27 protein-coding genes are annotated in these 21,864 nt (G+C 69.5%); 15 read left to right on the forward strand and 12 right to left on the reverse strand.

Annotation, left to right across the window (positions count from 1 at the left end; all coding sequences use genetic code 11):
• Nucleotides 1–75: 75 nt before the first annotated feature.
• Entirely contained in the window at nucleotides 76–1,581 is a 1,506-nt protein-coding gene (locus tag AC0B9F_RS34855) for a PucR family transcriptional regulator (RefSeq protein ID WP_472009362.1), read from the forward strand.
• Between the two features lie 86 nt (nucleotides 1,582–1,667).
• Here the strand turns inward: AC0B9F_RS34855 and AC0B9F_RS34860 are convergent, their stop codons facing one another.
• Nucleotides 1,668–2,093: a hypothetical protein gene (locus tag AC0B9F_RS34860; protein WP_472009364.1), complete on the reverse strand. Its 426-nt coding sequence runs from the start codon at nucleotides 2,091–2,093 to the stop codon at nucleotides 1,668–1,670.
• A 424-nt stretch (nucleotides 2,094–2,517) separates the two neighbouring features.
• Complete coding sequence (locus AC0B9F_RS34865; protein ID WP_472009365.1) at nucleotides 2,518–3,102, reverse strand: TerD family protein; 585 nt, start codon at nucleotides 3,100–3,102, stop codon at nucleotides 2,518–2,520.
• A gap of 331 nt (nucleotides 3,103–3,433) precedes the next feature.
• On the opposite strand from AC0B9F_RS34865, the gene AC0B9F_RS34870 reads away from it, so the two are divergent.
• A complete protein-coding gene (locus AC0B9F_RS34870) occupies nucleotides 3,434–3,826 on the forward strand; it encodes a DUF2267 domain-containing protein (RefSeq protein ID WP_472009367.1) in 393 nt (130 codons plus the stop codon).
• A 513-nt stretch (nucleotides 3,827–4,339) separates the two neighbouring features.
• Here AC0B9F_RS34870 and AC0B9F_RS34875 read toward each other — a convergent pair.
• Entirely contained in the window at nucleotides 4,340–5,020 is a 681-nt protein-coding gene (locus AC0B9F_RS34875; protein ID WP_472009368.1) for a hypothetical protein, read from the reverse strand.
• On the reverse strand, nucleotides 5,011–5,586 hold the full coding sequence (locus tag AC0B9F_RS34880; RefSeq protein WP_472009370.1) for an RNA polymerase sigma factor: 576 nt from the start codon (nucleotides 5,584–5,586) through the stop codon (nucleotides 5,011–5,013). Before AC0B9F_RS34880 ends, AC0B9F_RS34875 begins: the two co-directional genes overlap by 10 nt.
• 181 nt (nucleotides 5,587–5,767) lie before the next feature.
• Here AC0B9F_RS34880 and AC0B9F_RS34885 point away from each other — a divergent pair, with 181 nt between their 5' ends.
• From AC0B9F_RS34885 to AC0B9F_RS34910, 6 genes are all read left to right on the forward strand, one after another.
• The gene (locus AC0B9F_RS34885; protein WP_472009415.1) at nucleotides 5,768–6,253 is read left to right on the forward strand and encodes an Asp23/Gls24 family envelope stress response protein; all 486 of its coding nucleotides are present in this window, start codon (nucleotides 5,768–5,770) and stop codon (nucleotides 6,251–6,253) included.
• A gap of 77 nt (nucleotides 6,254–6,330) precedes the next feature.
• The gene (locus tag AC0B9F_RS34890) at nucleotides 6,331–6,498 is read left to right on the forward strand and encodes a hypothetical protein (RefSeq protein ID WP_472009372.1); all 168 of its coding nucleotides are present in this window, start codon (nucleotides 6,331–6,333) and stop codon (nucleotides 6,496–6,498) included.
• Nucleotides 6,495–6,908 carry an Asp23/Gls24 family envelope stress response protein gene (locus AC0B9F_RS34895; protein ID WP_472009374.1) on the forward strand — a complete coding sequence of 138 codons (414 nt, stop codon included), beginning with the start codon at nucleotides 6,495–6,497 and terminating at the stop codon, nucleotides 6,906–6,908. Before AC0B9F_RS34890 ends, AC0B9F_RS34895 begins: the two co-directional genes overlap by 4 nt.
• Before the next feature lie 44 nt (nucleotides 6,909–6,952).
• Nucleotides 6,953–7,528 carry a DUF6286 domain-containing protein gene (locus tag AC0B9F_RS34900; RefSeq protein ID WP_472009376.1) on the forward strand — a complete coding sequence of 192 codons (576 nt, stop codon included), beginning with the start codon at nucleotides 6,953–6,955 and terminating at the stop codon, nucleotides 7,526–7,528.
• A 26-nt stretch (nucleotides 7,529–7,554) separates the two neighbouring features.
• Entirely contained in the window at nucleotides 7,555–8,160 is a 606-nt protein-coding gene (amaP, locus tag AC0B9F_RS34905; RefSeq protein WP_472009377.1) for an alkaline shock response membrane anchor protein AmaP, read from the forward strand.
• A 64-nt stretch (nucleotides 8,161–8,224) separates the two neighbouring features.
• Nucleotides 8,225–8,380, forward strand: coding sequence for a DUF6131 family protein (locus AC0B9F_RS34910; RefSeq protein WP_472009378.1), 156 nt, complete (start codon nucleotides 8,225–8,227; stop codon nucleotides 8,378–8,380).
• Between the two features lie 213 nt (nucleotides 8,381–8,593).
• Here AC0B9F_RS34910 and AC0B9F_RS34915 read toward each other — a convergent pair whose 3' ends face one another.
• Nucleotides 8,594–8,947, reverse strand: a complete 354-nt coding sequence (locus tag AC0B9F_RS34915; protein WP_472009380.1) for a hypothetical protein — start codon at nucleotides 8,945–8,947, stop codon at nucleotides 8,594–8,596.
• 655 nt (nucleotides 8,948–9,602) lie between these two features.
• Here AC0B9F_RS34915 and AC0B9F_RS34920 point away from each other — a divergent pair.
• From AC0B9F_RS34920 to AC0B9F_RS34930, 3 genes are all read left to right on the forward strand, one after another.
• Entirely contained in the window at nucleotides 9,603–10,817 is a 1,215-nt protein-coding gene (locus AC0B9F_RS34920) for a PP2C family protein-serine/threonine phosphatase (protein WP_472009382.1), read from the forward strand.
• Between the two features lie 104 nt (nucleotides 10,818–10,921).
• Complete coding sequence (locus AC0B9F_RS34925) at nucleotides 10,922–12,490, forward strand: sensor histidine kinase (RefSeq protein WP_472009417.1); 1,569 nt, start codon at nucleotides 10,922–10,924, stop codon at nucleotides 12,488–12,490.
• Nucleotides 12,487–12,957: a response regulator gene (locus tag AC0B9F_RS34930; RefSeq protein ID WP_472009384.1), complete on the forward strand. Its 471-nt coding sequence runs from the start codon at nucleotides 12,487–12,489 to the stop codon at nucleotides 12,955–12,957. The genes AC0B9F_RS34925 and AC0B9F_RS34930 overlap by 4 nt, the downstream gene beginning before the upstream one ends.
• A 113-nt stretch (nucleotides 12,958–13,070) precedes the next feature.
• Here the strand turns inward: AC0B9F_RS34930 and AC0B9F_RS34935 are convergent, their stop codons facing one another.
• On the reverse strand, nucleotides 13,071–13,550 hold the full coding sequence (locus AC0B9F_RS34935; RefSeq protein ID WP_472009386.1) for an ATP-binding protein: 480 nt from the start codon (nucleotides 13,548–13,550) through the stop codon (nucleotides 13,071–13,073).
• Nucleotides 13,551–13,662: 112 nt separating this feature from the next.
• Here AC0B9F_RS34935 and AC0B9F_RS34940 point away from each other — a divergent pair, with 112 nt between their 5' ends.
• The 4 genes from AC0B9F_RS34940 to AC0B9F_RS34955 are packed head-to-tail and all read left to right on the forward strand — an operon-like array spanning nucleotide 13,663 to nucleotide 15,954.
• Entirely contained in the window at nucleotides 13,663–14,040 is a 378-nt protein-coding gene (locus AC0B9F_RS34940; RefSeq protein ID WP_472009387.1) for an STAS domain-containing protein, read from the forward strand.
• Between the two features lie 40 nt (nucleotides 14,041–14,080).
• Nucleotides 14,081–14,608, forward strand: coding sequence for a TetR/AcrR family transcriptional regulator (locus AC0B9F_RS34945; RefSeq protein ID WP_472009418.1), 528 nt, complete (start codon nucleotides 14,081–14,083; stop codon nucleotides 14,606–14,608).
• Between the two features lie 44 nt (nucleotides 14,609–14,652).
• On the forward strand, nucleotides 14,653–15,426 hold the full coding sequence (locus AC0B9F_RS34950; RefSeq protein WP_472009419.1) for an EamA family transporter: 774 nt from the start codon (nucleotides 14,653–14,655) through the stop codon (nucleotides 15,424–15,426).
• A 30-nt stretch (nucleotides 15,427–15,456) separates the two neighbouring features.
• Nucleotides 15,457–15,954, forward strand: coding sequence for a MarR family winged helix-turn-helix transcriptional regulator (locus AC0B9F_RS34955; protein ID WP_472009389.1), 498 nt, complete (start codon nucleotides 15,457–15,459; stop codon nucleotides 15,952–15,954).
• A gap of 9 nt (nucleotides 15,955–15,963) precedes the next feature.
• Here AC0B9F_RS34955 and AC0B9F_RS34960 read toward each other — a convergent pair whose 3' ends face one another.
• From AC0B9F_RS34960 to AC0B9F_RS34985, 6 genes are all read right to left on the reverse strand, one after another.
• Nucleotides 15,964–17,184: a PP2C family protein-serine/threonine phosphatase gene (locus AC0B9F_RS34960; protein WP_472009390.1), complete on the reverse strand. Its 1,221-nt coding sequence runs from the start codon at nucleotides 17,182–17,184 to the stop codon at nucleotides 15,964–15,966.
• Nucleotides 17,185–17,250: 66 nt separating this feature from the next.
• The gene (locus tag AC0B9F_RS34965) at nucleotides 17,251–18,990 is read right to left on the reverse strand and encodes a PP2C family protein-serine/threonine phosphatase (protein ID WP_472009392.1); all 1,740 of its coding nucleotides are present in this window, start codon (nucleotides 18,988–18,990) and stop codon (nucleotides 17,251–17,253) included.
• The gene (locus AC0B9F_RS34970; protein ID WP_472009393.1) at nucleotides 18,977–20,059 is read right to left on the reverse strand and encodes a SpoIIE family protein phosphatase; all 1,083 of its coding nucleotides are present in this window, start codon (nucleotides 20,057–20,059) and stop codon (nucleotides 18,977–18,979) included. Before AC0B9F_RS34970 ends, AC0B9F_RS34965 begins: the two co-directional genes overlap by 14 nt.
• Nucleotides 20,056–20,499, reverse strand: coding sequence for an ATP-binding protein (locus AC0B9F_RS34975; RefSeq protein ID WP_472009395.1), 444 nt, complete (start codon nucleotides 20,497–20,499; stop codon nucleotides 20,056–20,058). The genes AC0B9F_RS34970 and AC0B9F_RS34975 overlap by 4 nt, the downstream gene beginning before the upstream one ends.
• Nucleotides 20,499–20,912 (reverse strand): STAS domain-containing protein, encoded by a 414-nt coding sequence (locus tag AC0B9F_RS34980; protein WP_472009396.1) that lies wholly within the window; start codon nucleotides 20,910–20,912, stop codon nucleotides 20,499–20,501. The genes AC0B9F_RS34975 and AC0B9F_RS34980 overlap by 1 nt, the downstream gene beginning before the upstream one ends.
• Complete coding sequence (locus AC0B9F_RS34985) at nucleotides 20,909–21,805, reverse strand: STAS domain-containing protein (RefSeq protein WP_472009398.1); 897 nt, start codon at nucleotides 21,803–21,805, stop codon at nucleotides 20,909–20,911. The genes AC0B9F_RS34980 and AC0B9F_RS34985 overlap by 4 nt, the downstream gene beginning before the upstream one ends.
• Between the last annotated feature and the right edge of the window lie 59 nt (nucleotides 21,806–21,864).

The following is a 21,864-nucleotide window of genomic DNA, read 5'->3' on the forward strand; positions in this document are numbered from 1 at the left end:
CCGGATTCGGTTGATCAACCGAAGTGCTCGGGGACGACGTGATCTCGCCATGCCGGGGCTGATAGTGATGGGCCCATGCTGGTGAAACAGGTGATGGACCTCGTCGACCTCGGGCTGACGCCGCTGTGCGCGCCACCCGGCGCGCTGCAGCGCGCCGTCACCGGTGTCACGACTGCCGACATGGAGAACCCGTCGACCTACCTGTCGCCCGGCGAAATCGTGCTGACTGGCTTGGTCTGGTGGCAGCCGGACCGCCGCGGCACCGTGCGGGCGTTCGTCTCCGCGGTTCGAGCCGCGGGAGCGGTCGCGCTCATCGCCGGTGAAGGTGTGCACGGTGAAATCCCGGACGAGCTCGTCGACGCGTGCCGCGACCAGGAACTCCCGCTCTTCTCCGTGCCACGGAGCACCACGTTCCGCACGATCCTCGACAGCATCTACGTGCGGCTCTGGGCAGACCTGCGTGAATCCGACGGGCCCGCGCTGCCGCCCATGCTCAAGGACGAACTCCTCGACAGCATCGCCTCGCCGGCCCCGCTCGAAGACGCGCTGAGCACAGCAGTCGAGCGCCTCGGACTACCGGAGCTGACACTCACCTCCTCCGCCGGCCGAGTGATCGCGAGTACGCACCCTGATGCCGCGGGCGCCCCACCGGGCGCACCTGTGCCGATCGGCTCGGATCAGGGATCGCCGTTCGACGGTTGGTGGCTGCGCACGGCCCAAAGCGCCGATGCACGGCATCGGCCGGTGCTCCACGAGATCGCGGCACTGCTGTCCACCCGGCTGGGGCAGCACCGGGTACGGCTGCACGAACGCGGCGTGCGAGCCGGTGCGCTGCTCGCCGCTCTCGAGACGAAGGACACGGCGGCGATATCCAGCATCGTGCAGGAGTGCGGCTTCCCCGCAGGCGCCGCGCTGACACCGGTCGTGGTGAGAACACCTGGTGCGCCGACCGCCTGGGCCGTCGACGCAGCCAACGAACTGCTCGCGGGATGCGCGGTGGAATTCGCCACGTGTCCGGCTGGAGCCGGGGAATCGGTCGCCTTCGTCGCCGCGCTGCCGGAGCAGTTCGCCCGACGGCTTTCCGAGCACCTTCCGCGCCTGCAGGACCTCGTCGACGGCGGCGTCGCCCTATCAGTCGGTGTCGGCCCGAGCGCCGATCCCCGCGACCTCGCTCCCGCACTGCTCGCGGCTCGCTACCTCGCAGATGCCGCCGAACAGCGACCGGACTCAATGCCGCGAGTCTCCACGACCTCCGCCATCACGAGTCTGAGTGCGATGCTCGGAGGACTGCCGGCCTCCGTGGCGCACGCCTTCCAAGCGAACACGATCGGCCCGGTCATCAGGTACGACGCCGTGAAAGGCACCGAACTACTGCAGACGCTGGCCACCTTCCTGGACAACGGGGCCTCGTGGACCCGTACGGCAGCAGCCCTGCACCTGCACGTCAACACCGTCCACTACCGGATCGAGCGAGCAGAGGCGCTCACCGGTCGTCGCGTGTCCGACCCACGCAGCCAGATCGACCTGCACGCCGCCCTCATTCTGTATCAGTCGGCCACGCAGCGGAACGGGCAGCGGTAGGAGGTGCGGCCGCGGCCTGAAAGGCGACGGCGTCCCGCGCAACCACGTCTCGCCGGCCTGCAGCGACGGAGGCGGCGTTCAGGCACTCAGCCGGGCGTGGTGCACCACTGCCAACACGGTTCACGTGCCGCTCTGCTCAACCGCCGTGTGTTGTCGTCGCTGCCACTGCCCAGATTGCTGAACCAGGGCCGGTCCCACGCTTCGTCGGTGACGATCGGCTCGCCACCGTTCGCCGGACGCCGTACCGAACGGAACCGTGCAAGGCCCGTGGTGTCGCCGAGTCCGAAGGCGACCGATAAGACCTGCGCCATGACTGCGTCCAACGGGTCGTCACTCTCGTACCGCACGGGAGCCGGCGGCAACAGCACCTCGCCCGCATCGAGCGCGGGTCGCCGCGGAGGGAGTATCAGCAGGGCGACCCGCCGTTCGTCGCGCAGCAGCCACGAACTCGCCGCGTTCTCCCGCCGCAGCACCCACTGCTGCCCGGGCAGCCCGGGCAGGCGCACCTCCACGGAGCTCTTGCCCCAGGTCCCCACGCGTCGACGCGCACCAGGCGCCGGTCCACGGCGACGGCGATCGGGCCTGCCGGCCCGGGCGCGAGCCGACGCGCCATCCACAGCGGTACGCCCTCGGCCCGGGCCCGGGCGGCCAGAGCGGCCAGAGCGGCCACCTGTTCTGTCCCACCACACGGCCGTACCGCCAACTCGCCCAGCTCGCGGGCGAATTCGGCGGCATGGCGGGGCCTTCACCGGCGTGGGTCGTGCCGGTGACACGGGTCACCGGTACGACTCCGTTCCAGCGGGCGCTCCACCCCTCCGCCCCCAGCCCGTGCTCGGTCATTCCACGGTCCGCGCCAACGGATTCCATGACCGCTCGCCATAGAGCCTCTCGCTCACTGCAAGCCCCACCACAGGTACCCAGGCCCTTGGGCCGGCCTTACTTGCTGATGGCGAAGCGCATCAGGGCGTGTTCGTCGCCTTGCTTGATCTTCCCGGTCTGGTTGATCACTTCGAGTTTCCAGGTCCCGCCGTGGCGCACCGCCTTGGCCACGGCACAGCCGTTGTCCTGGGTGAGGAGGCTGGGCCAGATGTCTGCGACCTGCTGGGAGTTGCCGCCGGTCGCGTCGTAGACCTTGAAGCTGATGTTGCGCGCCTTCTGGAAGGAGCTGCCCTTCTTGAATGCGGCGGCGACGAACACGATCGACGTGATGTGGGGCGGTATCCGGGCGAACTCGACGGTCACCGTCTCGTCGTCGCCGTCCCCGTGTCCGGTCTGGTTGTCGCCACTGTGCACCAACGAGCCGTTTCCCATGGGGTCGAGCGAGTCGAGGCCGGCCAGGCGCACGGGGTCACCGCCCTGCATGGCGACGGCGATCAGGTCGAGGTCCGTGCCCTGCTTGCGGCGCAGCGCGCCCAGCACCCCGCCGCTGCTGCCGGCCGTGGCGTCCCAGGACACCCCTATGGACAGATGCGTCACCCCGTCGAGGTCCGCCGGGCCGTCTTCTTTGGTGAGCGTGATCATGTATCGGCCATCCCTTTCAAAACACAACTACAACATGCAGAGTGTGCCCGGGGCCTCAGCGGTTCCAAGAGACCGGCCCTCCTGGGCATTCAGGTGGCCGTCAGGGCCAAGGCGCCGTTGGCGAGTTGCAGGACGTCATCGGGCTTCCTCAGCCGGCGAACACGACGTCAACGAATACCGCCCGATTCGAAATACTGAGCCCCTGTCGAACTCAGTGTTTTCGTTTGCTGTATGAGTTCAGCTCATTGATGCGGGTAAATGACGGTTCATGACGAACACCGTACGTGTTCCCCGGCCCCGGTGGAACGGTCAGGCAACGGCAGGAGTAGTCATGGACGAAATCGCTCACGAGCTGCTCGACCACGTGCAGGAACGTGGATGCTATTCCGCCCGGAGCGAAGCCGCCTCGGCGGTGCGATGCGTCCTGCAGGTGCTGGGCTCGCATCTCGTCGGGGACGACCGCACGGACCTCGCAGACCGGCTGCCCCAGCAATACGCGTCCTGGCTCGACGATGCCCTCCCGGCAGACGAGCCGTTGCGGCCCGCCGGGTTCGTCGCGGCCGTCGCCGCCAGTGGCGCCATGAGCGCACAGAACGCTCACCGGGCTGCCACCGCGGTCCTCCCCGTGGTCGGAGACATCGCCGACGATGCTCTCCTGCGCCGTATCCTCACACAGTTGCCCCCGGGGCACGCCGAGTTGTTCGGCCGGGCGAACCGCACGTAGCGACTCGCGCCGGAGGAGCAAACGCCTTTCCGCCGGGCGGAGTTCCTTGGGCTGAGGCATCCGACCCCGGACAATCGACCGGACAGTCGTGGCGCCGTCGCGCTGTACCCGAACCGGCACCCGTCCCGCCGGCCGGTTTTCAGAGTGTGTAGTGCGGCGTAGCGACCCGGGTGACCGTCACGGTCACGGTCACCGGTTCCGGAACGCCGTGCGCGGCGAGATAAGAATCAACTGCGGCTCGTACCTGGCGGTGAACGTTCCGGGCGGTGTCCAAGGCTCTGTGCCCCTCGGCCACCACGCACCGCACCTCGATGTGCCATCCCGCGCCGTCCGGCGCCCGGTCGGCTCGCACACCCGCCTCGGGCGGCGTGCGTTCCACTGCTGATTCCGACCGCCCGGGCTGGGCAACTGCGGCCAGGCGGCGGGCGAGGCGAGGCTGCAGGCGGGCCACCCCTGGTACCGCGAGGGCCGCCTGGGCCGCGACGCCGAGAAGAGGAGTTGCAGGGGCAGACATCATGTACCGCCACTTCCTGATATCCAGGTGCCGGGCCCGACCGGCAGGGACGACTCCAGGACGTCGACCACGGTGACGTCGACGACCGTCACGCCGAGGCCCAGGACGCGGTCGGCCGCGTGAAGTACCGCTCGCCGTACCTGATCGCCCGTATCCGGCAGCGGGCGTTCGAGGGTCACGATCACGGTCATGGCCGCCTGCACGCCGAAGCCCTCGCCTGTGGGTACGAGCCGGCACTCTGCGGCCCGCACTCCGGGAACCGCGTCCGCAGCCTGCCGCAGCACCTTCGCGGCTGTGCTCTCGGCGATCCGGAGATCGAGCACCGTGTCAGCCAGGGGCAGGAGCTGTCCGAGCCGGAGTTCGGCTCGGACGATTCTCATGATGCGGTCGACGAGCGCCTGGAGGCCTGGAGGGTCCTTGGCGCGCAGTGCCCGCGTCGCCGTGTTCAACGCCGCGAGTCCCTCGACGGCCTCGCGGCACTCAGGGCACGATGCGAGGTGTGGATCGGCGGCCGGTGGCGCGTCTTGCGCCAGTTCCCAGACCTGGCTGAGCAGACGCCCACAGGGCAATACCTCGTCGTCCGCGATCGGGCCCGCGTCATCGACGACCGGGGCGTCCCGGGGTCGAGAGACTCCCTGCGGCTCGGCAGGCCGCTGCGGGTACGGGTCGTCTAGCGCCATGGGGCCATCGCCTCCTTGAGGGACCGCCGTGCCCTATACAGTCTGCCGCGCACAGTCTGCTCCGTGGTGTGTGTCACTTGAGCGATCTCCTTGTAGGGCAGACCCTGCAGTTCCCGGAGAATCCAGCAGACCCGCTGATCGGGGTCCAGCTCGCCGAGGGCGCAGGTCAGGGCGGCCGCGGCCGCCTCCTGCTCGGCGGCTTGGGCAGGCGAAGCCCACTCGTCGTCCGTAGCGGGTGACGCGACGGCATCCAGGGAGACAGGCGGCCGCCGGCGGCGGAGCGTGTTCAGACATCGGTTGACGGTGATCCGGTACATCCATGTGCGGAACTCCGCGTCGTGGCGGTATTCCGGCAGCCGGCGCCAGGCGCTCACGAAGGCATCCTGTACGGCTTCCTCGGCGTCCTGGGCATTTCCGAGCATGTAGTAGGCCAAGGCGAGGAGGGGACGGCTGTGCCTGCGGACCAGAACCGCGAAGGCGTCTTCGTCCCCTTCGGCCGCCCGCACGGCCAGCAGCCCGTCCGGCAGGTCACGTGCCGGCGGTGGCGGACCAGTCCATTCGGTCATGCCGCTCCAGCTCAGGATTCGGCGGGGCTCGGGATCACTCTGGCCCCGGGCCCCGGGGTACCCAGTCCGCAAAATGTGATGCACATCACACCGAGAGTGCGTGAGGAATCAGCCGACCGTCATGTCCAACCGTTCGACGGGCATCACGCAGATGCCCGACCAACCGATCGAGGCGACCGCCATGACGGACAACAGCATCACCGCCAACCGCGACGGCCGGCCAGCTGCAGGCGAGAGCGTGCTGAAGGGCCGTACCGGCGCCGACGCTCCGGCGGAGACGCGGGGCAGGACGACCATCGCGGACGGCGTGGTGGCGAAGATCGCGGGTATGGCCGCCCGCGAGATACCCGGCATTTACAACCTGGGCGGCGGCATGGCCCGTGCCATCGGCGCCATGCGGGACCGTGTCCCCGGCGGAAGCGGAGGCGTCACCCGAGGAGTCAAGGTCGAGGTCGGGGAGAAGCAGGCCGCGGTGGACCTGAACGTGGTGGTCGAGTACGGCGTCTCCATCGTCGAAGTCGCCGGCGACGTGCGCACCAACGTCATCAACGCCGTGGAGCGGATGACCGGACTGGAGGTCGTCGAGGTGAACATCTCCGTCGACGACGTCCACCTTCCCGACGAGGAAGAAGAGTCGTCCGAAGAGCATGAAGGCCGTGTGAGGTGACGCGCGGTGACCTGCTGCCACCTCCTGGCGGCAGCGGATGATCCCTCGACGGTCCTCGCAAGACGGGTGAGTAAGTCATGAACACAGCCAGCACGGGCCTAGCAGCGGGCATGGCTCTCGGTTTCGCCGGTTACTTCGGCGGCTTCTGGGCCTTCCTGCTGGTTCTGGTCCTGGGCGGGGCAGGGTTGGCCATCGGCCTGATCCTGCAGGGCGATCTCGAGCTCCCGGCACGGAGGCAGCGGTGAGTGCCCGGCCTGTTTCCGCCGCTCCCGCCGGCACCGGGTTCGGCCCGCCGGCGCGCGACACCCGCCTGCCGCCGGCCGAGCGAGGTGCCACCGTCATCCCCGACAGGGTCGTTGCCCGGATAGCAGCCCAGGCCGCACAAGGAGCACTGCTGCGGCGGGCGGCAGCAGCACCCCGCCTGGGCGAATCGACAAGCCCGAGCGCCACGGCCACCGCACGTGCTGGAGTCGTGCGCCTGCACGTGGCCCTCGACCTGCCGTATCCCATCGACATGCCCCACGTCTGCGGGCGGCTACAGCACGATGTCGCCACCCAGGTAACCGAGCTGACCGGCCTGAACGTCGGAGAGGTCACCCTCACGATCCGACGCCTGGTGACCGTGGCCGGCACCACGAGGAAGCGCGTTCGGTAACCCGCCGCGCGCCCCCGGCATTCCGCACACGAAGAAGGACCGGCATGACACCCCACGAGGGCCTTCCCGCACCGCCCCGGCGTCCATGGTCCGCGCGCCGCCTTCCGGCCGCTCTGGTCGCCTCGGTGATCCTCGCGACGGCGGGTGCGGCACTGATCGATGTGGTCGCCGTGCGGGCAGGGCGTCAGGCAGCGGCCTGGCGAAGAGGCCTGGCCGCCGAACTGGCCACCCGCCCCTTGGATGACGTGTGGCTGCTCACAGGAGCCGCCGTGACCGCTGCCCTCGGCGTGTGGCTGATGGTTTTGGCCTTCAGCCCCGGTCTGCGCCGGCTGCTGCCGCTGCGGGCCCCTGCGGACTGCCCCGCCCCTCAGCTCCGGGCTCAGTTGGACCGCCAGGGTGCCGCCACGCTGCTGCGTGACGCCGCCCTTCAGGTTCCAGGCGTCCGCAGCGCGCGTGTCCGGGTACGCCGCCACCGCGTCAAGGCCCGTGCGGACGTGCACTTCCGCGACCCGCAGCAGGTGAGGGACGACCTCATCGCCGTCCTCGTCAAGGAACGGGATCGGCTCGCCCTTTCCCGTCCTCCCCGCATCGTCGTACGTGTGCGACAACGCACTGCCTGACCGAGCCCCGGGACGGAGCCTGCGCCATGACGCCGCGACCTCTGCTCAACCGCATCCTGCTGGCCCTCATCGGTCTGGTACTCCTCGTCGGCGGCCTGCTCGTCATCGTTCCCGGACTCGACCTCTACCGGCGACAAAACCTGGAGCCGCCCTCCGGCTGGCCCCTGACCACACCGGACGATGTCCTTCTCAGCTCCGCCGACCGGGAGCGGTGGAGCGACGCCGGCTGGTGGTGGCCGGCTGTCATCGCCGCCCTCACAGTCACCGCCCTGCTCGCCCTGTGGTGGCTACTCGCCCAACTGAGCCGGCGCCGCCCGGGGGCCTTGCCGATCGGGAGCACTCGGCCACAGGAAGGAGTGGAACTGAGCCGCCGCGCGCTGAGTGACGCGATCGCCACCGAAGCCGGCGCACTGCCCGGCGTCCATAAGGCGAACGTCCATGTCACCAGCCGATCCGGCCACCCGCACACGCGAATCAACCTCACTCTCGACCCTCAGGGAGACCCCGGCGCCGCCCTCGATGACCTGTTCAAAGGCCCACTGAGCACCGCCCGCCGGTCCACCGGTCTCCCCCACCTACCCGCCGAGGCTCGCCTGCGCGTCGCCCGCCACAAGGCTCAGCGCACGCAGTAGGCCCCCTTCCTCCAAGCCGTCGTATCCGGCGGCGAATCAAGCACTGGCCCCATGAGGAGACATCATGATCGTCCTGGGAATCATCCTGCTCGTTGTCGGCTTCGTCACCGGCATCTCCATCCTGTGGACCATCGGGATCATCCTGGCGGTCATCGGAGCGGTGATGTGGGTCCTCGGCGCGATGGGACACGCCGTCGCAGGGCGACGCCACTACTGGTGACTGAGAGGAACGACGCCCGCCGCAGGCCCGTGACGAGGCTGCAAGCGGGCCCCGCACCTTGTATGTCCGGGCCCCGACGGCACCAGCTGGGACGCTGGAAGCACAACACCCGCGTCCCGGCCGCCGTCGAGGCCCCCTCCTTCGCGCCCCGGCCGACCGGTCTGCCCGACTGATCAACCTGCCCCCCGGCACGCCTCTCGGCCCGGACGGCCCTCACAGGAGGCCGGTACTGTATCCGCACACCCAGGCGAGCGCGGCGTGGACGCCGCGGAAATAGTCCAGGCCGCCCGGCGTCTCGGTGGTGTCCTCAAGTCGTACGGTGACGGCATCCAACTCGGCGAGCAGCACCGGCAGGTCGGGAGCACCACGTCCCCCACGACCGGTGACCGGTGAGCTTTCGGCACGGCCCAGCGCCCATTCGTACGCCGCAGACCGACCCGCGCGGAACTGCGGGGATTCGCCGGCATCGTCCTGCGCCAGATCGTTCAACGCGGCCTCGATCTCAGCGTGCGGAACCACACTCGCCGACCGCCGATCGCTCTCTTCGCCGTCTTCATCCGTGCCCATATGCCATGCGTACCAGCTCGACGGCGCGGCCGCAGCTCTTCTTCATGCGACGACGGCGTTGGATGTCATCACACTGCCGGCGCGGCCCCTTGCCTGTGAGCGGCGCGAGCGGCTCTCAACAGCGTCGAGGCGGGTACGGACAAGGTCCGCGCGAGCTCCGTCAACTCTTCTTCGGTGGGGCGGATGGGCCCGTCGGCTCCGTCCTCCGCGAACGCCTGCACCCTCGGGGTTCGCATGCCGGTCTGCTCGGCGACAGCCCGAGGGCTCAGTCCGCGACGACGCATAGCACTCCGGATGAGCCGCGCGAGATCATCCATCTGTCCGCTGCCTCCTGCCCGGCGATGTCTTTCCGGCCGCAAAGAGCTCTGCATGCTCGCCTACCCTGCGTTTGCGCCGGAACACCATCGTGGGCCCATTGGGCGAACCTCCACCAGGAAGGGCTCGGCAGACAGGGGCCGGCGGTGCCAGTACTCTTCCTCTGTTGTCGTACGACAATGACAAAACAAGAAAGCTGCCGTGGAGGCGGCGGAGGGAGAGGCAGGGACCGATGCTCCCAGCTCAGCACGGGTTTGTCGGCACCCACAGGCTTTCCCCCGACGCCGGGCGAACAGGCACCCTGGAGCCCGGCTCCCGCACCGTGTTCTCCCGTCCCTCCATGCCACCGGTGCCGCGGCCGACCGCGGCTTCTCTCGGTGCCGAGCGGCTCGATCGGGAACCCTCGGTGCTCCTGGTCGAGGACGACGAGGGAGACGCCCTCCTGGTCGAGGAGCTGGTCGCCGACGGGTTTCCCGGCATGCGGCTGACCTGGGTGCGCTCGCTCGATGAAGCCCGCCAGGCGCTGGCCACAGCTCCGGCTGACTGCGTGTTGCTGGACCTGCATCTGCCCGACGCGCACGGGCTGGAGGCGGTGGCCCGGATGCGGCAGTATGCCGAGGGGGTCGCGGTCGTGGTGCTGACCGGGCTGGCCGAGGAGAGCACAGGGCTGGCCGCCGTCGCCGCCGGCGCGCAGGATTACCTGGTCAAGGGACGGGTCGAGCCAGAACTCTTCGGACGCGCGGTCAGATACGCCATCCAGCGCAAACTCGCCGAACAGACGACGGCCGCCTACCAGGCCGGCCAACTGCGGGCCCAGGAGAACGCCCGGCTCGAGCGCGGCCTCCTACCCACTCCCCTTTTGCACGACAAGGGCCTGGAAGTCGTCGCCCGTTATCAGCCCGGGCGGGAACAGGCCCTGCTCGGCGGGGACTTCTACGACGTGGTGCAGACCCCGGACGGCACGGTGCACGCCCTGATCGGTGATGTGTCGGGTCACGGTCCCGACGAGGCGGCCCTGGGCGTGGGCCTGCGTATCGCCTGGCGCACCCTGGTGGTCAGCGGGTCCACGGGGGCAGGACAGCTGAGCACTCTGCAGGAGGTGCTGGTCGCCGAGCGGACCGGGGAGCAGATCTTCGCCACGCTCACCAGCCTGGAGTTGTCGCCCGACCGGCGCTCGGTGCGGGTCATACGCGCAGGCCACCCGGGGATGCTGCTGAGGGCCGGCGCCGGCGTCGAGTGGGTGGAGGTGCCGGGTGGGCCCGCCTTGGGGCTGCTGCCGGCCGGTGTCGCCTGCTGGCCGGTGGAAGAGCTCACGCTGCCGGAGGGCGCCGGCATCGTCCTCTTCACCGACGGGCTGTTCGAAGGCCGGAGCGGCCCCGACAACGAGCGGCTCGGCGAGGAAGGGCTCCTGGAGCTCGCGCGCTCGGTCGCGGCCCTGTCGCCGAACGCGTTCGTCGACAGGCTCGTCGGCAGCGCTGAAGCCATGGCCGAGGACTACGGCGGTCTGGCCGACGACGTGGCCGTGGTGCACCTGCAGTGGAATCAGCAATCATGAGCGAGCTAGGAACCGTGACCGTGACAACGCCCCCCGCCCCACCCGAGCCGCTCCGCCGCAGCCGTATCACCGTGCAGGGCTGGTTCCATGTGGCCCTCGCAGTGATGATCGCGCTGGTGGTGGCCGGTTCCGTCGTCGGAGCCGAACTCCTCAGCCGCACCGCACAGGTCTCGGACGAGCTGATCGAGCAGATACAGCCGGCCCGCGCCGAGGCCTTCCGGCTGCAGAACGCGCTGCTCAACCAGGAAACCGGGGCCCGCGGCTACGCCATCGCCGCCGACCCCCAGTTCCTCACCCCGTACACCGAGGGCAAGCAGGCCGAGAAGGAATCCGCCGGCCGCCTGCGCGCCCTCGTCGGTGACCGACAGGCCCTGCAAGCGGACGTGGACGCCATCGAGCGTGCTGCGGCGGACTGGCGCCGCACCTACGCCGACCCGCTGGTCGCCGGAGTCACTCCCGGCACTCCGCGTCCGATGAGCAAGGCCACCACAGAGCAGGGCAAAGTGGCCTTCGATCGGCTACGCGCACTGTTCCTGCCCCAGAACACACATCTCACCCATGCCCGGCAGGACAGCCGGAAGGAACTGACGCACGTCCGCACCGTGCGCAACTGGGTACTGGGCGGCATGGTCGCCGTCTACCTGGTCACCGGAATCCTCCTGGCCGTGCTGGTGCACACTCTCGTCGCCCGCCCGCTGACCGCCCTGCGCACCAGTTCCCGCTGCGTCGCCGCCGGCGACTTCACGCATCGCATCACCTCGGAAGGCCCCGCCGACATCCAGGCCATGGCGGGCGACGTCGAGGCGATGCGGCAACGCCTGGTGACCGAGCTCGACGCGTCCCGCCGCCAACAGGAGAATCTGACCCGGCAGACAGCCGATCTGGACGCCCAGGCGGTGGAACTGCGCCGGTCCAACGCCGAACTGGAGCAGTTCGCCTACGTCGCCTCACACGACCTCCAGGAGCCACTGCGCAAGGTCGCCTCCTTCTGTCAGCTGCTCGAAAAACGCTACGGCGACAAACTCGACGAACGCGGCGTGCAGTACATCGCCTTCGCCGTGGACGGCGCCAAACGGATGCAAACCCTGATCAACGACCTGCTCACCTTCTCCCGCGTCGGACGGGTCAACGACGCACACGTGAACGTCCCACTGGACCGCACTCTGGACAAGGCGCTCGCCAACCTGACGAGCGCGGTGGAAGAGTCGGGCGCCCACATCGAGCGCCCCGAGCACCTCCCAGAGGTCACGGGTGACCCGACGCTGCTGGTCATGCTCTGGCAGAACCTGCTGGCCAACGCCATCAAGTTCCGCCACCCGGAGCGCACCCCCGACATTCGCATCACCTGCGACCCGGACCCCGATGCCACTGGGGACGCCGAGGCGTGGAGAGTGTCCGTCACGGACAACGGCATCGGCATCCCCGGGGAGTTCGCTGAAAAGGTCTTCGTCATCTTCCAGCGACTGCACGGCCGCGACGCCTACGGCGGGACGGGAATCGGACTGGCCGTGTGCAAGAAGATCGTCGAGTTCCACGGCGGCCGCATCTGGATCGACACGACGCACACCGAAGGCACCCGTTTCTGCTTCTCCCTGCCGAAGCCCACTGAGCCGACCAGCCCGACTGGCGAGGCCACGCCCGCACGCACCACCCCGGAAGGACAACCCGCATGACCGCCGTCCAGCCCATCGAGGTCCTGCTCGTCGAGGACGACCCCGGTGACGAACTGATGACCCGCGAGGCGTTCGAGGACAACAAGATCGGCAACACCCTCCACGTCGTCCGCGACGGGGAGGAAGCCCTCGACTTCCTCTACCGGCGCGGAGCGCACACCGGTGCCCCGACACCCGACCTGATCCTGCTGGACCTCAACCTGCCCAAGTATGACGGCCGACAGGTCCTGGAACGCATCAAGTCAGACCCCGAGCTGGCCCATATTCCTGTTGTCGTGCTGACGACGTCGTCCGCCGAAGAGGACATCCTGCGCAGCTACAAACTGCACGCCAACGCCTATGTCACCAAGCCCGTAGACCTCGACCAGTTCATCGCCGCCGTCCGGCAGATCGACGAGTTCTTCGTGACCGTGGTCCGGCTCCCCCGCTACCGCCTCCCCGGCTCAGGCATGAACCCCATCGGGTGACCACTCCCGGGCGACGGACGCCGACACGCGACGGAAAAGACGTAACTCGCCCACGGCCGGTGCTCCTTGCATGGCCGCCAGTTACGCCCTGCGAGGCCACCACTCCGGTGTGTCTACTGAGGCAGGCGGCCGGAGATGGCGCCACTGGGATCGTCAGCCAGGGCGAGGCGGGCGGTGATGCGTTTTCCGACCGGCTCGCGCTGCACCTCGAAACCCTGGGCGACGGCCATCACGATCTCCAGGCCGTGCTGTCCGACCCGGCCGACGTCCGCGGCCCGGGCGATCGGCAGCACGGAATCGGAGTCCCACACCACGACCTCCACCATGCCGCCAAGGACGCGCAGGTCCAGCAGCACCGGGCCGGGAGCGTACTTGCAAGCGTTGGTGACCAGTTCGCTGACCACCAACTGTGTGAGGTCCATGGCGCGCTGGGAGACGGGCAGGCCGTGTTCGGCCTGGACACGGGCCAGGAAGTCGGCGGCCAGGTGGCGTGCCTGGGCGATGACTGTGCCGTCCCCGTCCAGGGCCACCGTGGTCTGTATGACCGGCCGGTCGGGCATGGTGACGTCCTCGCCCACGGGCTTCGAGTCCATTGCTGCCGCCTTCACCACTCCATTCACGACTCGCGCTTACCCGCTCCGGCGCGAATGACGCCCGTTGTTCCCGTGGTTTCGAAGGCAGGGCCGGATGTGCCAGGATCACGGCGTGGCTGAGGAAGAAATGCCGGGTACCGCATACGAGGTGCAGCCGGGCCAGTTGTCCGTCGCGACGTCTGCCGTGGACGACATCCGCGTGCTGACACTGGCCGGGGAGATCGACCATCACACAGGTGACGTGCTCCGACAGGCTCTCGACCTCTCCAGCGCACGGTGTCCCCGGGTAGTCATGGACATGCGGCAGGTGACCTTCATCGACTCCAGCGGCATCAACATCCTCATCGCCGCCCATCAGACACTCACGGACGTCGGCGGCTGGCTTCGCCTGGCCGCCGTGGGCCACTCCGCGATGCGCACCTTGAGCCTCGTCGGGGTCGACACCCTGATCGACCTGCACGAAACCCTGAGCCAAGCGCTCACCGCCTGAACGGACCGTCGGGGTCGTAGGACCGACTCAAGGCCATCGCCTGCGCTTCTACGCCGACGGTGTGGCGGCGACCGGGATCGACACGATCACCGCCGAGGCCGGCGTGGCGAAGATGAGTCTCTACAACAACTTCTCCTCCAAGGCCGACCTGGTCCGCGCCTACTTGGACGCCCGGCACGAGGAATGGCTCGGCCTGTACCGGACCCGTCTGGAGCGAGCCGAGGGGCCGCGTGACGGTGTGCTGGCGGTCTTCGACGCATACGCCGATCACGCCGCCTTCGCGTACGAGCACGGATTCCGCGGTTGCGGGCTGCTGAACGCTGCCGCCGAGCTCCCGGCCGGCGACGAGGGCCGCGCCGTGGTCCGCGCCCACAAAGAGGAGGTCGAGCGCCTGATCGCCGGGCACCTGGAGCAGCTGCTGCCCGGCCGCCCCGAAGAGGCCCGTGCGACGGCCGAGCACCTGTCCTTCCTGCTGGAGGGCGCGATGGCACGGGCCGGCCTGGAGGGCGACGGTGAGCGTGTCCGGCATGCCCGTTCGATCGCCGCGGCCCTGCTGGACCGGCTTTGACCGGCGCCGACCGCGGCCGGTCCGCGGGGATGGGCGCCCTCGGCGTGCTGGCAGCCGCCGTCCTCTGGGGGACGACGGGCACGGCCGCCACCTTCGCCCCCGGCGTCGGCCGCCTCGCGTTCTACAGCTCCATGCACTTGGCCGGAGTCGCCGTCGGCACCGTCGTGTCGATCGGCACCGCCCCACTGGCGTCGGCCCTGATCGAGCGCGTCGTGGACGGCCGCCGGCTCACACGCCGCTGGACCCTCGCCGCCGCCCTCGGCCTGCTCGGCACCGCCCTGCTGTGCGTGGCGGAAGCGGCCCACGCCACTGACAGCACGGGCCGCGACTCCATGGCCGGCACGCTGCTCGGCACCGGCCTCGGCTTGGTCGCCGCCACCACGTACGCCCTCTACTCGTGGGCCGCACACCGGCTCATCACCCGCAAGATCCCCTCCCGGGCGGCGATGGGTGCCGTCTTCGGACTCGGCGGACTGCTCCTCCTGCCCGTCCTCATTGCCACAGGTGCCCCGCTCGTCACCTCCTGGTCCAACGCCGCCGTCGGCACCTACATGGCACTCGTCCCCATGTTCGCCGGGTACGTCCTCTTCGGCTGGGGCCTCGCCCACGTACCGGCCAGCACCGCCACCACCCTGTCACTGCTCGAACCGGCCATCGCCGCCGTCCTCGCCGTCCTGGTCGTCGGCGAGCGTCTCCCCGCCCCCGGCCGGGTGGCCGTCACCGGCGCCCGATCCGGCGTACGACCGAAGTGGCAGACGTTCATACAGCTTGCCTCGCGCCTCTTCGGGTACAGCGTTTGGATGGGGGCGTTGTTCTAGTGCCTGGAGCTTACTGAGAGTGATGTTTTCGTGACCCGTCTCGGCAGTCCCGGCGGCGACGAAGCGAGAGACGTGCGCGAGGGCACAGACGCTGTCGCGCTGGAAATCGCCGATGCTGTGGACAGCCTCACGAACCTCTGGTCGTTGGCTGCCCAGGGGGCGATTCTGCGCTTGTCGCTGCATCAGTTGAGGGCGTTGCGTGCCTTGGAGATGGATCCGGATCTGAACCTCACGGCCCTCGCCGAACAACTGGGAACAGGGCTTCCCACCGCCAGTCGGCTGTGCGACCGGCTGGAGGCCGCCGGTCTGATCGAACGCTCCCCCCATCCCCACAAGCGGCGCGAGGTGCGGCTGAGGCTCACCGGACAGGGAAACCGGGTACTGGGTGACGTGGCGGCTCGGCGAGCACAGGCTCTCGGGGCCGCCCTGGCAGCGATGGCGGCTGACGAACGCGCCGCTTTGAGCCGCGGCATGCTGGCGTTCCTGGCCGCGCAGGAAGTCGGCCAGTCACGCCCTGGGCAGCCCTGACAAGCGGGCTCAGTCGGCTGGGCGCAGCACCCGCACCGTCTGTGGGGTGGAACGGCCGGTCCAGTCGAGGCAGACCACTGCGGCGTCAGCCATGAGGTCGGTGCGTCCGAAGTGCTCCACCAGTGCGGAGACGACGGCACGCGCCGTTTCGTGCGCGGGTGTGTGCCGTGTCGCGCTGAGAACCTGACGCAGGGCGTGCTCGCCGAAGAGGTCGCCGAGGGCGGAACGTGTGTTGTGCACCCCAGTGCTGACAGCGACGAGTCGGTCGCCGGGCTCCATACAGAAGGTCTGCTCCTTGTAGGGGGTCTCCTCGAACATGCCGAGGGGCAGTTGTGCTTCCAGGTCGACCTGTTCGGTCATGCCACCGCGCAGGAGGTACAGCTTGGGGGATCCCGCGTCCACGGCACGGACCACGCCAGTGATCAGGTCGAAGTTCATCAGGAGCGTGGAGGCGTAGACCTCGCCGCCATAGTGGGCATAGACGGCCTGGTCGGCGAGGCATGCCTGGTCGGCCAGACCGACGCCGGCACGGCGGGCGTTGCGCAGGGCGCCGACGGTGAGGCTGGTCAGGAGGGAGGCGTCGATGCCCTGGCCCATGCCGTCGGTGACGGTCAACGTCAGGTGGTCGGCTCCGGTGGACCAGTCGAAATTGTCGCCACCGATGGCGTAGGCGGGCTCGAGGTGGGCGCCGATGACGTACTCGTCGCGAGCGCAGCCGCGGCCGGGCAGCAGCTGCCATTGCATTTCAGCGGCGAGGGTCAGGCGGCGAGTGCGGCGGGCCAGAAGGTACAGGTCGGTGTCCCGGCCGGCCGTGGCCACCTCGTGGCCGAGTGCGGTGGCGAACTCGGCGAGGCGGAGGACGGTGACCGGGTCCGCGGCATCGGCGGGCAGCCGGACGGAGAGGACGCCCAGCCGGTCACCGCGCACGGTGATGGGCAGGTGCACCACGTGGGTCGCCGGATCACGGGTCACTTCCACGACCGCGCTCTGGTTGATGAACGCGCTGCCCGGAGCGCCGTCATGGGCGGGAACGGGGACCCCGGTGTGCGGCAGGTGGGTGACCGGTTGAAGAACCCGCAGACCGTAGTCGGCAAGAAGGAGGGTGGTTCCCAGGGCGCCCACCTGCTCTGCCAGGAGACGCTGCGCTGTGGCGACGAGTGCGTGCGGTGGCACCGACCGGAGTCGGCTTTCCACGGACGGGACGGGTTCAGAGGCATGCACGGCGTCCACCTTCTCCCCTTGCCGTTTCCACGCTATCGCAGCAAAGACCCGGTGTTGGGCGCCTTGCCCACCCGGTCACTCCGCCTCGTCGGTGCAGTGGCACAGCAGCAGGCAGACGTCGTCATCGCGGTCGGAGTCGTGCAGCAGCGGCTTGAGAACGGAATCCGCCGCCGCGTTCAGATCGTGCCCCAGTTCCGCCGCACCAAGCCCACTGAGCACGTGCGCCAGCCGCTCGATCCCGGGGTCTATCCCCTGCGCTCGTCGTTCGACGAGCCCGTCGGTGTACAAGGCCAGCGTGGAACCGCGGGGCAGTTCCACCGTGTGCTCCTGGTATTCGTACGGCACAGGGACGCCGAGCATGATCCCCGGCCTGGTGTCGAGGACCCGCACGGTGCCGTCCGCGAACCTCACGACCGGTGGCGGGTGACCGGCTGCCGCCCAGGTGACCGTCGGTTCTCCGACCCGGAACCGGGCCACGGCGGCCGTGGCGTACAGCTCGGGGTGCTGGTGGCGGAGCATGCCGTGCAGGCGCGTGAGGATCTCGGCCGGCCCGCCGCCCTCGACGGCGTAGGCACGCAATGCGGTGCGCAGCTGTCCCATGACCACGGCCGCGCGCAGTCCGTGACCGGTGACGTCTCCGATGACGGCGAGCACGCTTCCGTCGGGCTGGGTGAAGGCGTCGTACCAGTCGCCGCCGATGTTCAGGCCGTGCGTCGCGGGCAGGTAACGGGCTGCCAGCCGAAGGCCCTGTGCCGTGGGCAGCTCGGTGAGCTGGGCGCGCTGCAGGGCTTCGGCGACGTCCCGGTGCTGTTCGTAGCGGCGGGCGTGGTCGAGGGCGATGCCGACGCGGCGGGCCAGCTCGATCAGCATGACGCACGTGTCCGGGTCGAAGCGGGGACCCGGCGCGGTCAGCGTCAGCACGCCGACCAGTCCCCGCGCGGTGAGCGGGATGGACAACAGCGGCTTGTCGGGGGCCAGCGCCGAGGGCGGAAGATCGTCGATGCCGGGTGCACCGCTCGGATGAGCGGCAGCATGCTGGGGACGGCCGGTGCGGGCGGCGACCACCGCGCATGCCGGACGCACCTGGGTGGCGTCGGCGTCAGCGGCGCCTTCCCGCTGGTCGTCGGTGAAGAGCCAGATGTCGAGGTGCTCGGCGAACTCCGGGACCAGCAGGTCGGACAGACGTCGCACGATGTCCTCGGGATGCAGGGAAGCGGTCACGGCCGCGCTGGCGTCGGCGAGGAAGGTCAGCAGGCCACGGGCGTTCTCCGCCACGGCACGTGCCTGCCGCTCTGCGTCGAGCAGCTCCCGCTGGACCAGTGCGGCGGCGTCCAGCTCGGCGTGCAGCGCGAGCACGCCCTGGTTGGTCTGGTGCATCTCCTCCCGGTGGAAATGGACCAGATCCTGGTGTTCGTCGAGGCGGTGCAGGACTTCGGCGATGTCCTCGTCTGCGGCGAGCAGAGCATCGGCCAGTGACGCGGCATCGGCACCTGGCCGGCAGACGGGGCTCAGCCGTCGATGGCCCGTGAAGGTCGTCGTCAGCTGCCACTCGGGTTCCGCCGACGTACCTTCTGCCGGCGTCAGCGCGACCTGCACCTCCCCTGGTGTGTCGGAGGTCGGCTGCCGGATGCCGAGCAGCAGCTCCCAGGTGCCCTTCCTTGCGAGGCATCGGCGCAATCGCTCGGTCACGGCGGTCACGAAGCGCAAGCGGTCGAGCACCGGCACGTCGGCGTCCGCGAGGAGGCGGGCTACGGTCGTGCGGGCCCGTGCGGCGTCGGTGGACGACCGGATGGTCCAGACATCAGTGGCGGTCATGGGGATCCGTCCAGCGGTCGGGGACGAGCACGGCCACGCTGGTGTCGTCGCGCAGTGGTCGGGCGGCGCTGCTGGCATCCCTCAGGATGGCGGCGGCGATCACGGCCGGATCCTCATGGGCGAGAAGCTGGGGATCACTGGGAGGCTCCCAGCGGCTGGGCAGGCCGTCGCTGTGCAGGATGAACAGGCTGTCTCCCTGCCATGGCACCCGGTACACGGGCGGGCGCGCAGGGAAATGGGCGCCGACGATGCCCGGATGGGACAGGAGCGGCTGCCAGGCGTCGCCGACGCGAAGCCGTGCACCGACATTGCCGACACCGGAGAACGTGAGCATGCCGGTGGCCTCGTCGAGCTGTCCTACGGCGATGGCTGCGCCCCGGGTGGAGCGCAGCGCCGTGTGGAGGCCGCGGAGGATCTCCTCGGGTGACAGGACGGCTGTCCGGTGCAGTTGTGCGACCGCGGCTGTCGACGCCTCCGCGGCTTTGACACCGTGACCGAGTCCGTCGGCCAGCATCACGGTCAGGCGTGGGCCCGACCGCACCCAGGTGAAGGCGTCACCCGAGTGCTCGGCCAAGCCGAGGGGCACGTTGATGCCTCCAGCTCGTTTTCCGTTTCGGGCACGGCCCAGGGCGGCCTGTTGAGCGGCAGGTACGGGGCCCAGACGGGCGGTGGCGACCGTGCCGTGGCCACTCCTGCTGTGCAGACCGAAGTCGTTCGATATGCGCCGGCACGTGCCGAGTCCGGCACCGAGCGAGGCCGACACCGTCGTGTACCCGTCGCGCAGGGCCGTCTCGACGCTGCAGATGCCTGGCCCGTGATCGAGCGAGGCGATCTGCACCCACACCTCGCCGCTGTCCGCGACGACGTCGGGATGGGCGACGAGATTGATCACGATGTGACCTCCTCCCGCGTGCTTGAGCAGGTTGGTGGCCAGTTCGGTGGCCACGAGCGCGGCGGCGGCCGTCCGCTGGGCGTCGAGCCCTACATGGGCGCAGGCGGCTTCGGTGGCCACCCGAACGTCACGGATGCGTGTGGAGTCGTGGACCGGAATGTCCCAGACGCGGCTCATCTGGCACCCGCACGCGGAAAGGGCAGGCCAGAGAGCCAGACGGCGACGGTGACGGTGGTGCCTTGTCCGGGCCGGCTGTCGATCTCGAATTCCTGTACGAGTCGCTTCGCGCCGCTCAGCCCCAGACCGAGACCGCCACCAGTGGTGTAGCCATCGGTCAGCGCGAGTTCGAGGTCACGGATACCGGGCCCTCGGTCCGTGAAGGACAGCCGCAGACCCTGGGACGCCCCCTTGTCCAGCACGCTCAGCTCCATGTGCCCTCCACCGCCGTGGATGAGAGTGTTGCGGGCCAATTCGCTGGCGGCGGTGATCAGCTTGGTCTGCTGGACCAGGCTGAAACCGAGTTCGGCCGCAGCCTGCCGAACCTGCTGCCGCGCCCAGGCCAGGTCGGCGTCGGAGCCGATCGCGACCGTGGTCGTCGCGGCGAGTCGGGCATGCATTACGCGCCCTCCCCCGAAGAAACGGACGGGCCGGTCAGAGTGGACCCTCCTAGCAGGGACAGCGCTCTCTCGACGTTCAGGGCGGTGTGCAGGCCGGGCAGGGCGAGGCCCAGCTCGACGAGTGTGATCGCTACGGCAGGCCGCATCCCGGCCAGTACCGTGCGGGCCGCCAGCAGCCGGGCGCCGGCAGCGATGTCGGCGAGGATCCGGCCGAGGAACGAGTCGACGATCTCCACGCCGGAGATGTCGATGACCACTCCCCGCACCGGCTCCTGCGCGATACGCCGCGCGATGTCGTGCTGCAGTTGCTCAGCCGCTCCGTCCTGCAACTCTCCCTGCAATGTGACCAGCAGGACATCCCCCAGTGCGAGAACCGGCACCGGGGCTGCACGGTCGGCAGAGGAGTGGTTCACCGTGGGCTCGGCAGGACGGGCGTTCGGGCCGACACTTCGACACCCTGTCGGCTCAGTGCGTAAGCCAGGGCGTCGGACAGACCGCTGCGGGTGACGACCGGGCCGAGGTCGATGCCGAGCTGCACGATGGTCTGCGCGATCGCCGGACGAATCCCGGAGACGATGCACTCGGCTCCCATCAGACCGGCCGCTGCGACCGTCTTCATCAGGTGCTGGGCGACGAGGGAGTCGACCGTGGGCACGCCGGTGATGTCGAGGATGGCGTACTGGGCCTGCTGGTCGACGATCGCCTCGAGCAGGTCCTCCATGACGACCTGGCTGCGGGCACTGTCGAGCGTGCCGATCAGGGGCACGGCGACGATTCCGTCCCACAACTTGATGACGGGCGTGGCCACCTCGAACAGCTGCTGACGCTGCCGCGCGATGAGTTCCTCACCCGCGCTCAACGCGGTCTCCATGACCACCAGCCGAAGAGTGCCCATGAGGAGCGTGAGAGCCAACGCGGCCTCACGCGCGTGGACATCGGACGGGTCCCGGAACTCGACGCGCAGGAGGTCCGTGGCGGAGGAGCGCAGGGTGGCGACCTCGTCAGCGATCTGCGCCGGCGTCGATCCGCTGCGCGCACGGGAGGCCGCCATCCGCCCCAGTTGCTCGCGCACGGTCTGGAAACCGGGTGCCGTGATGTCCTCCAGCCGGCCGGAGGCCGCAACCGAGGCCAGGGCATCGACGACGGCCTTACAGGCCTCCACCGCCTCGTCGCGCGAGACGGTGAACACCGTACGGAACAGCGCCGCGTCCGCCCACCGCTGAGCGACCTGCTCGCGCCGCTGTTCCAGGAAGCCAGCCACCTGCGCCGCCGGCTCCTGGGCCGCGTCCCGCTCCGACACCTGCATCTTCTCCTCTGAAGAGGCTCCGCGCCGCGATCAGCACGCTCGGCCAATTATTGTCTCAT

The sequence above is a fragment of the Streptomyces sp. NPDC097129 genome, assembly GCF_055668065.1.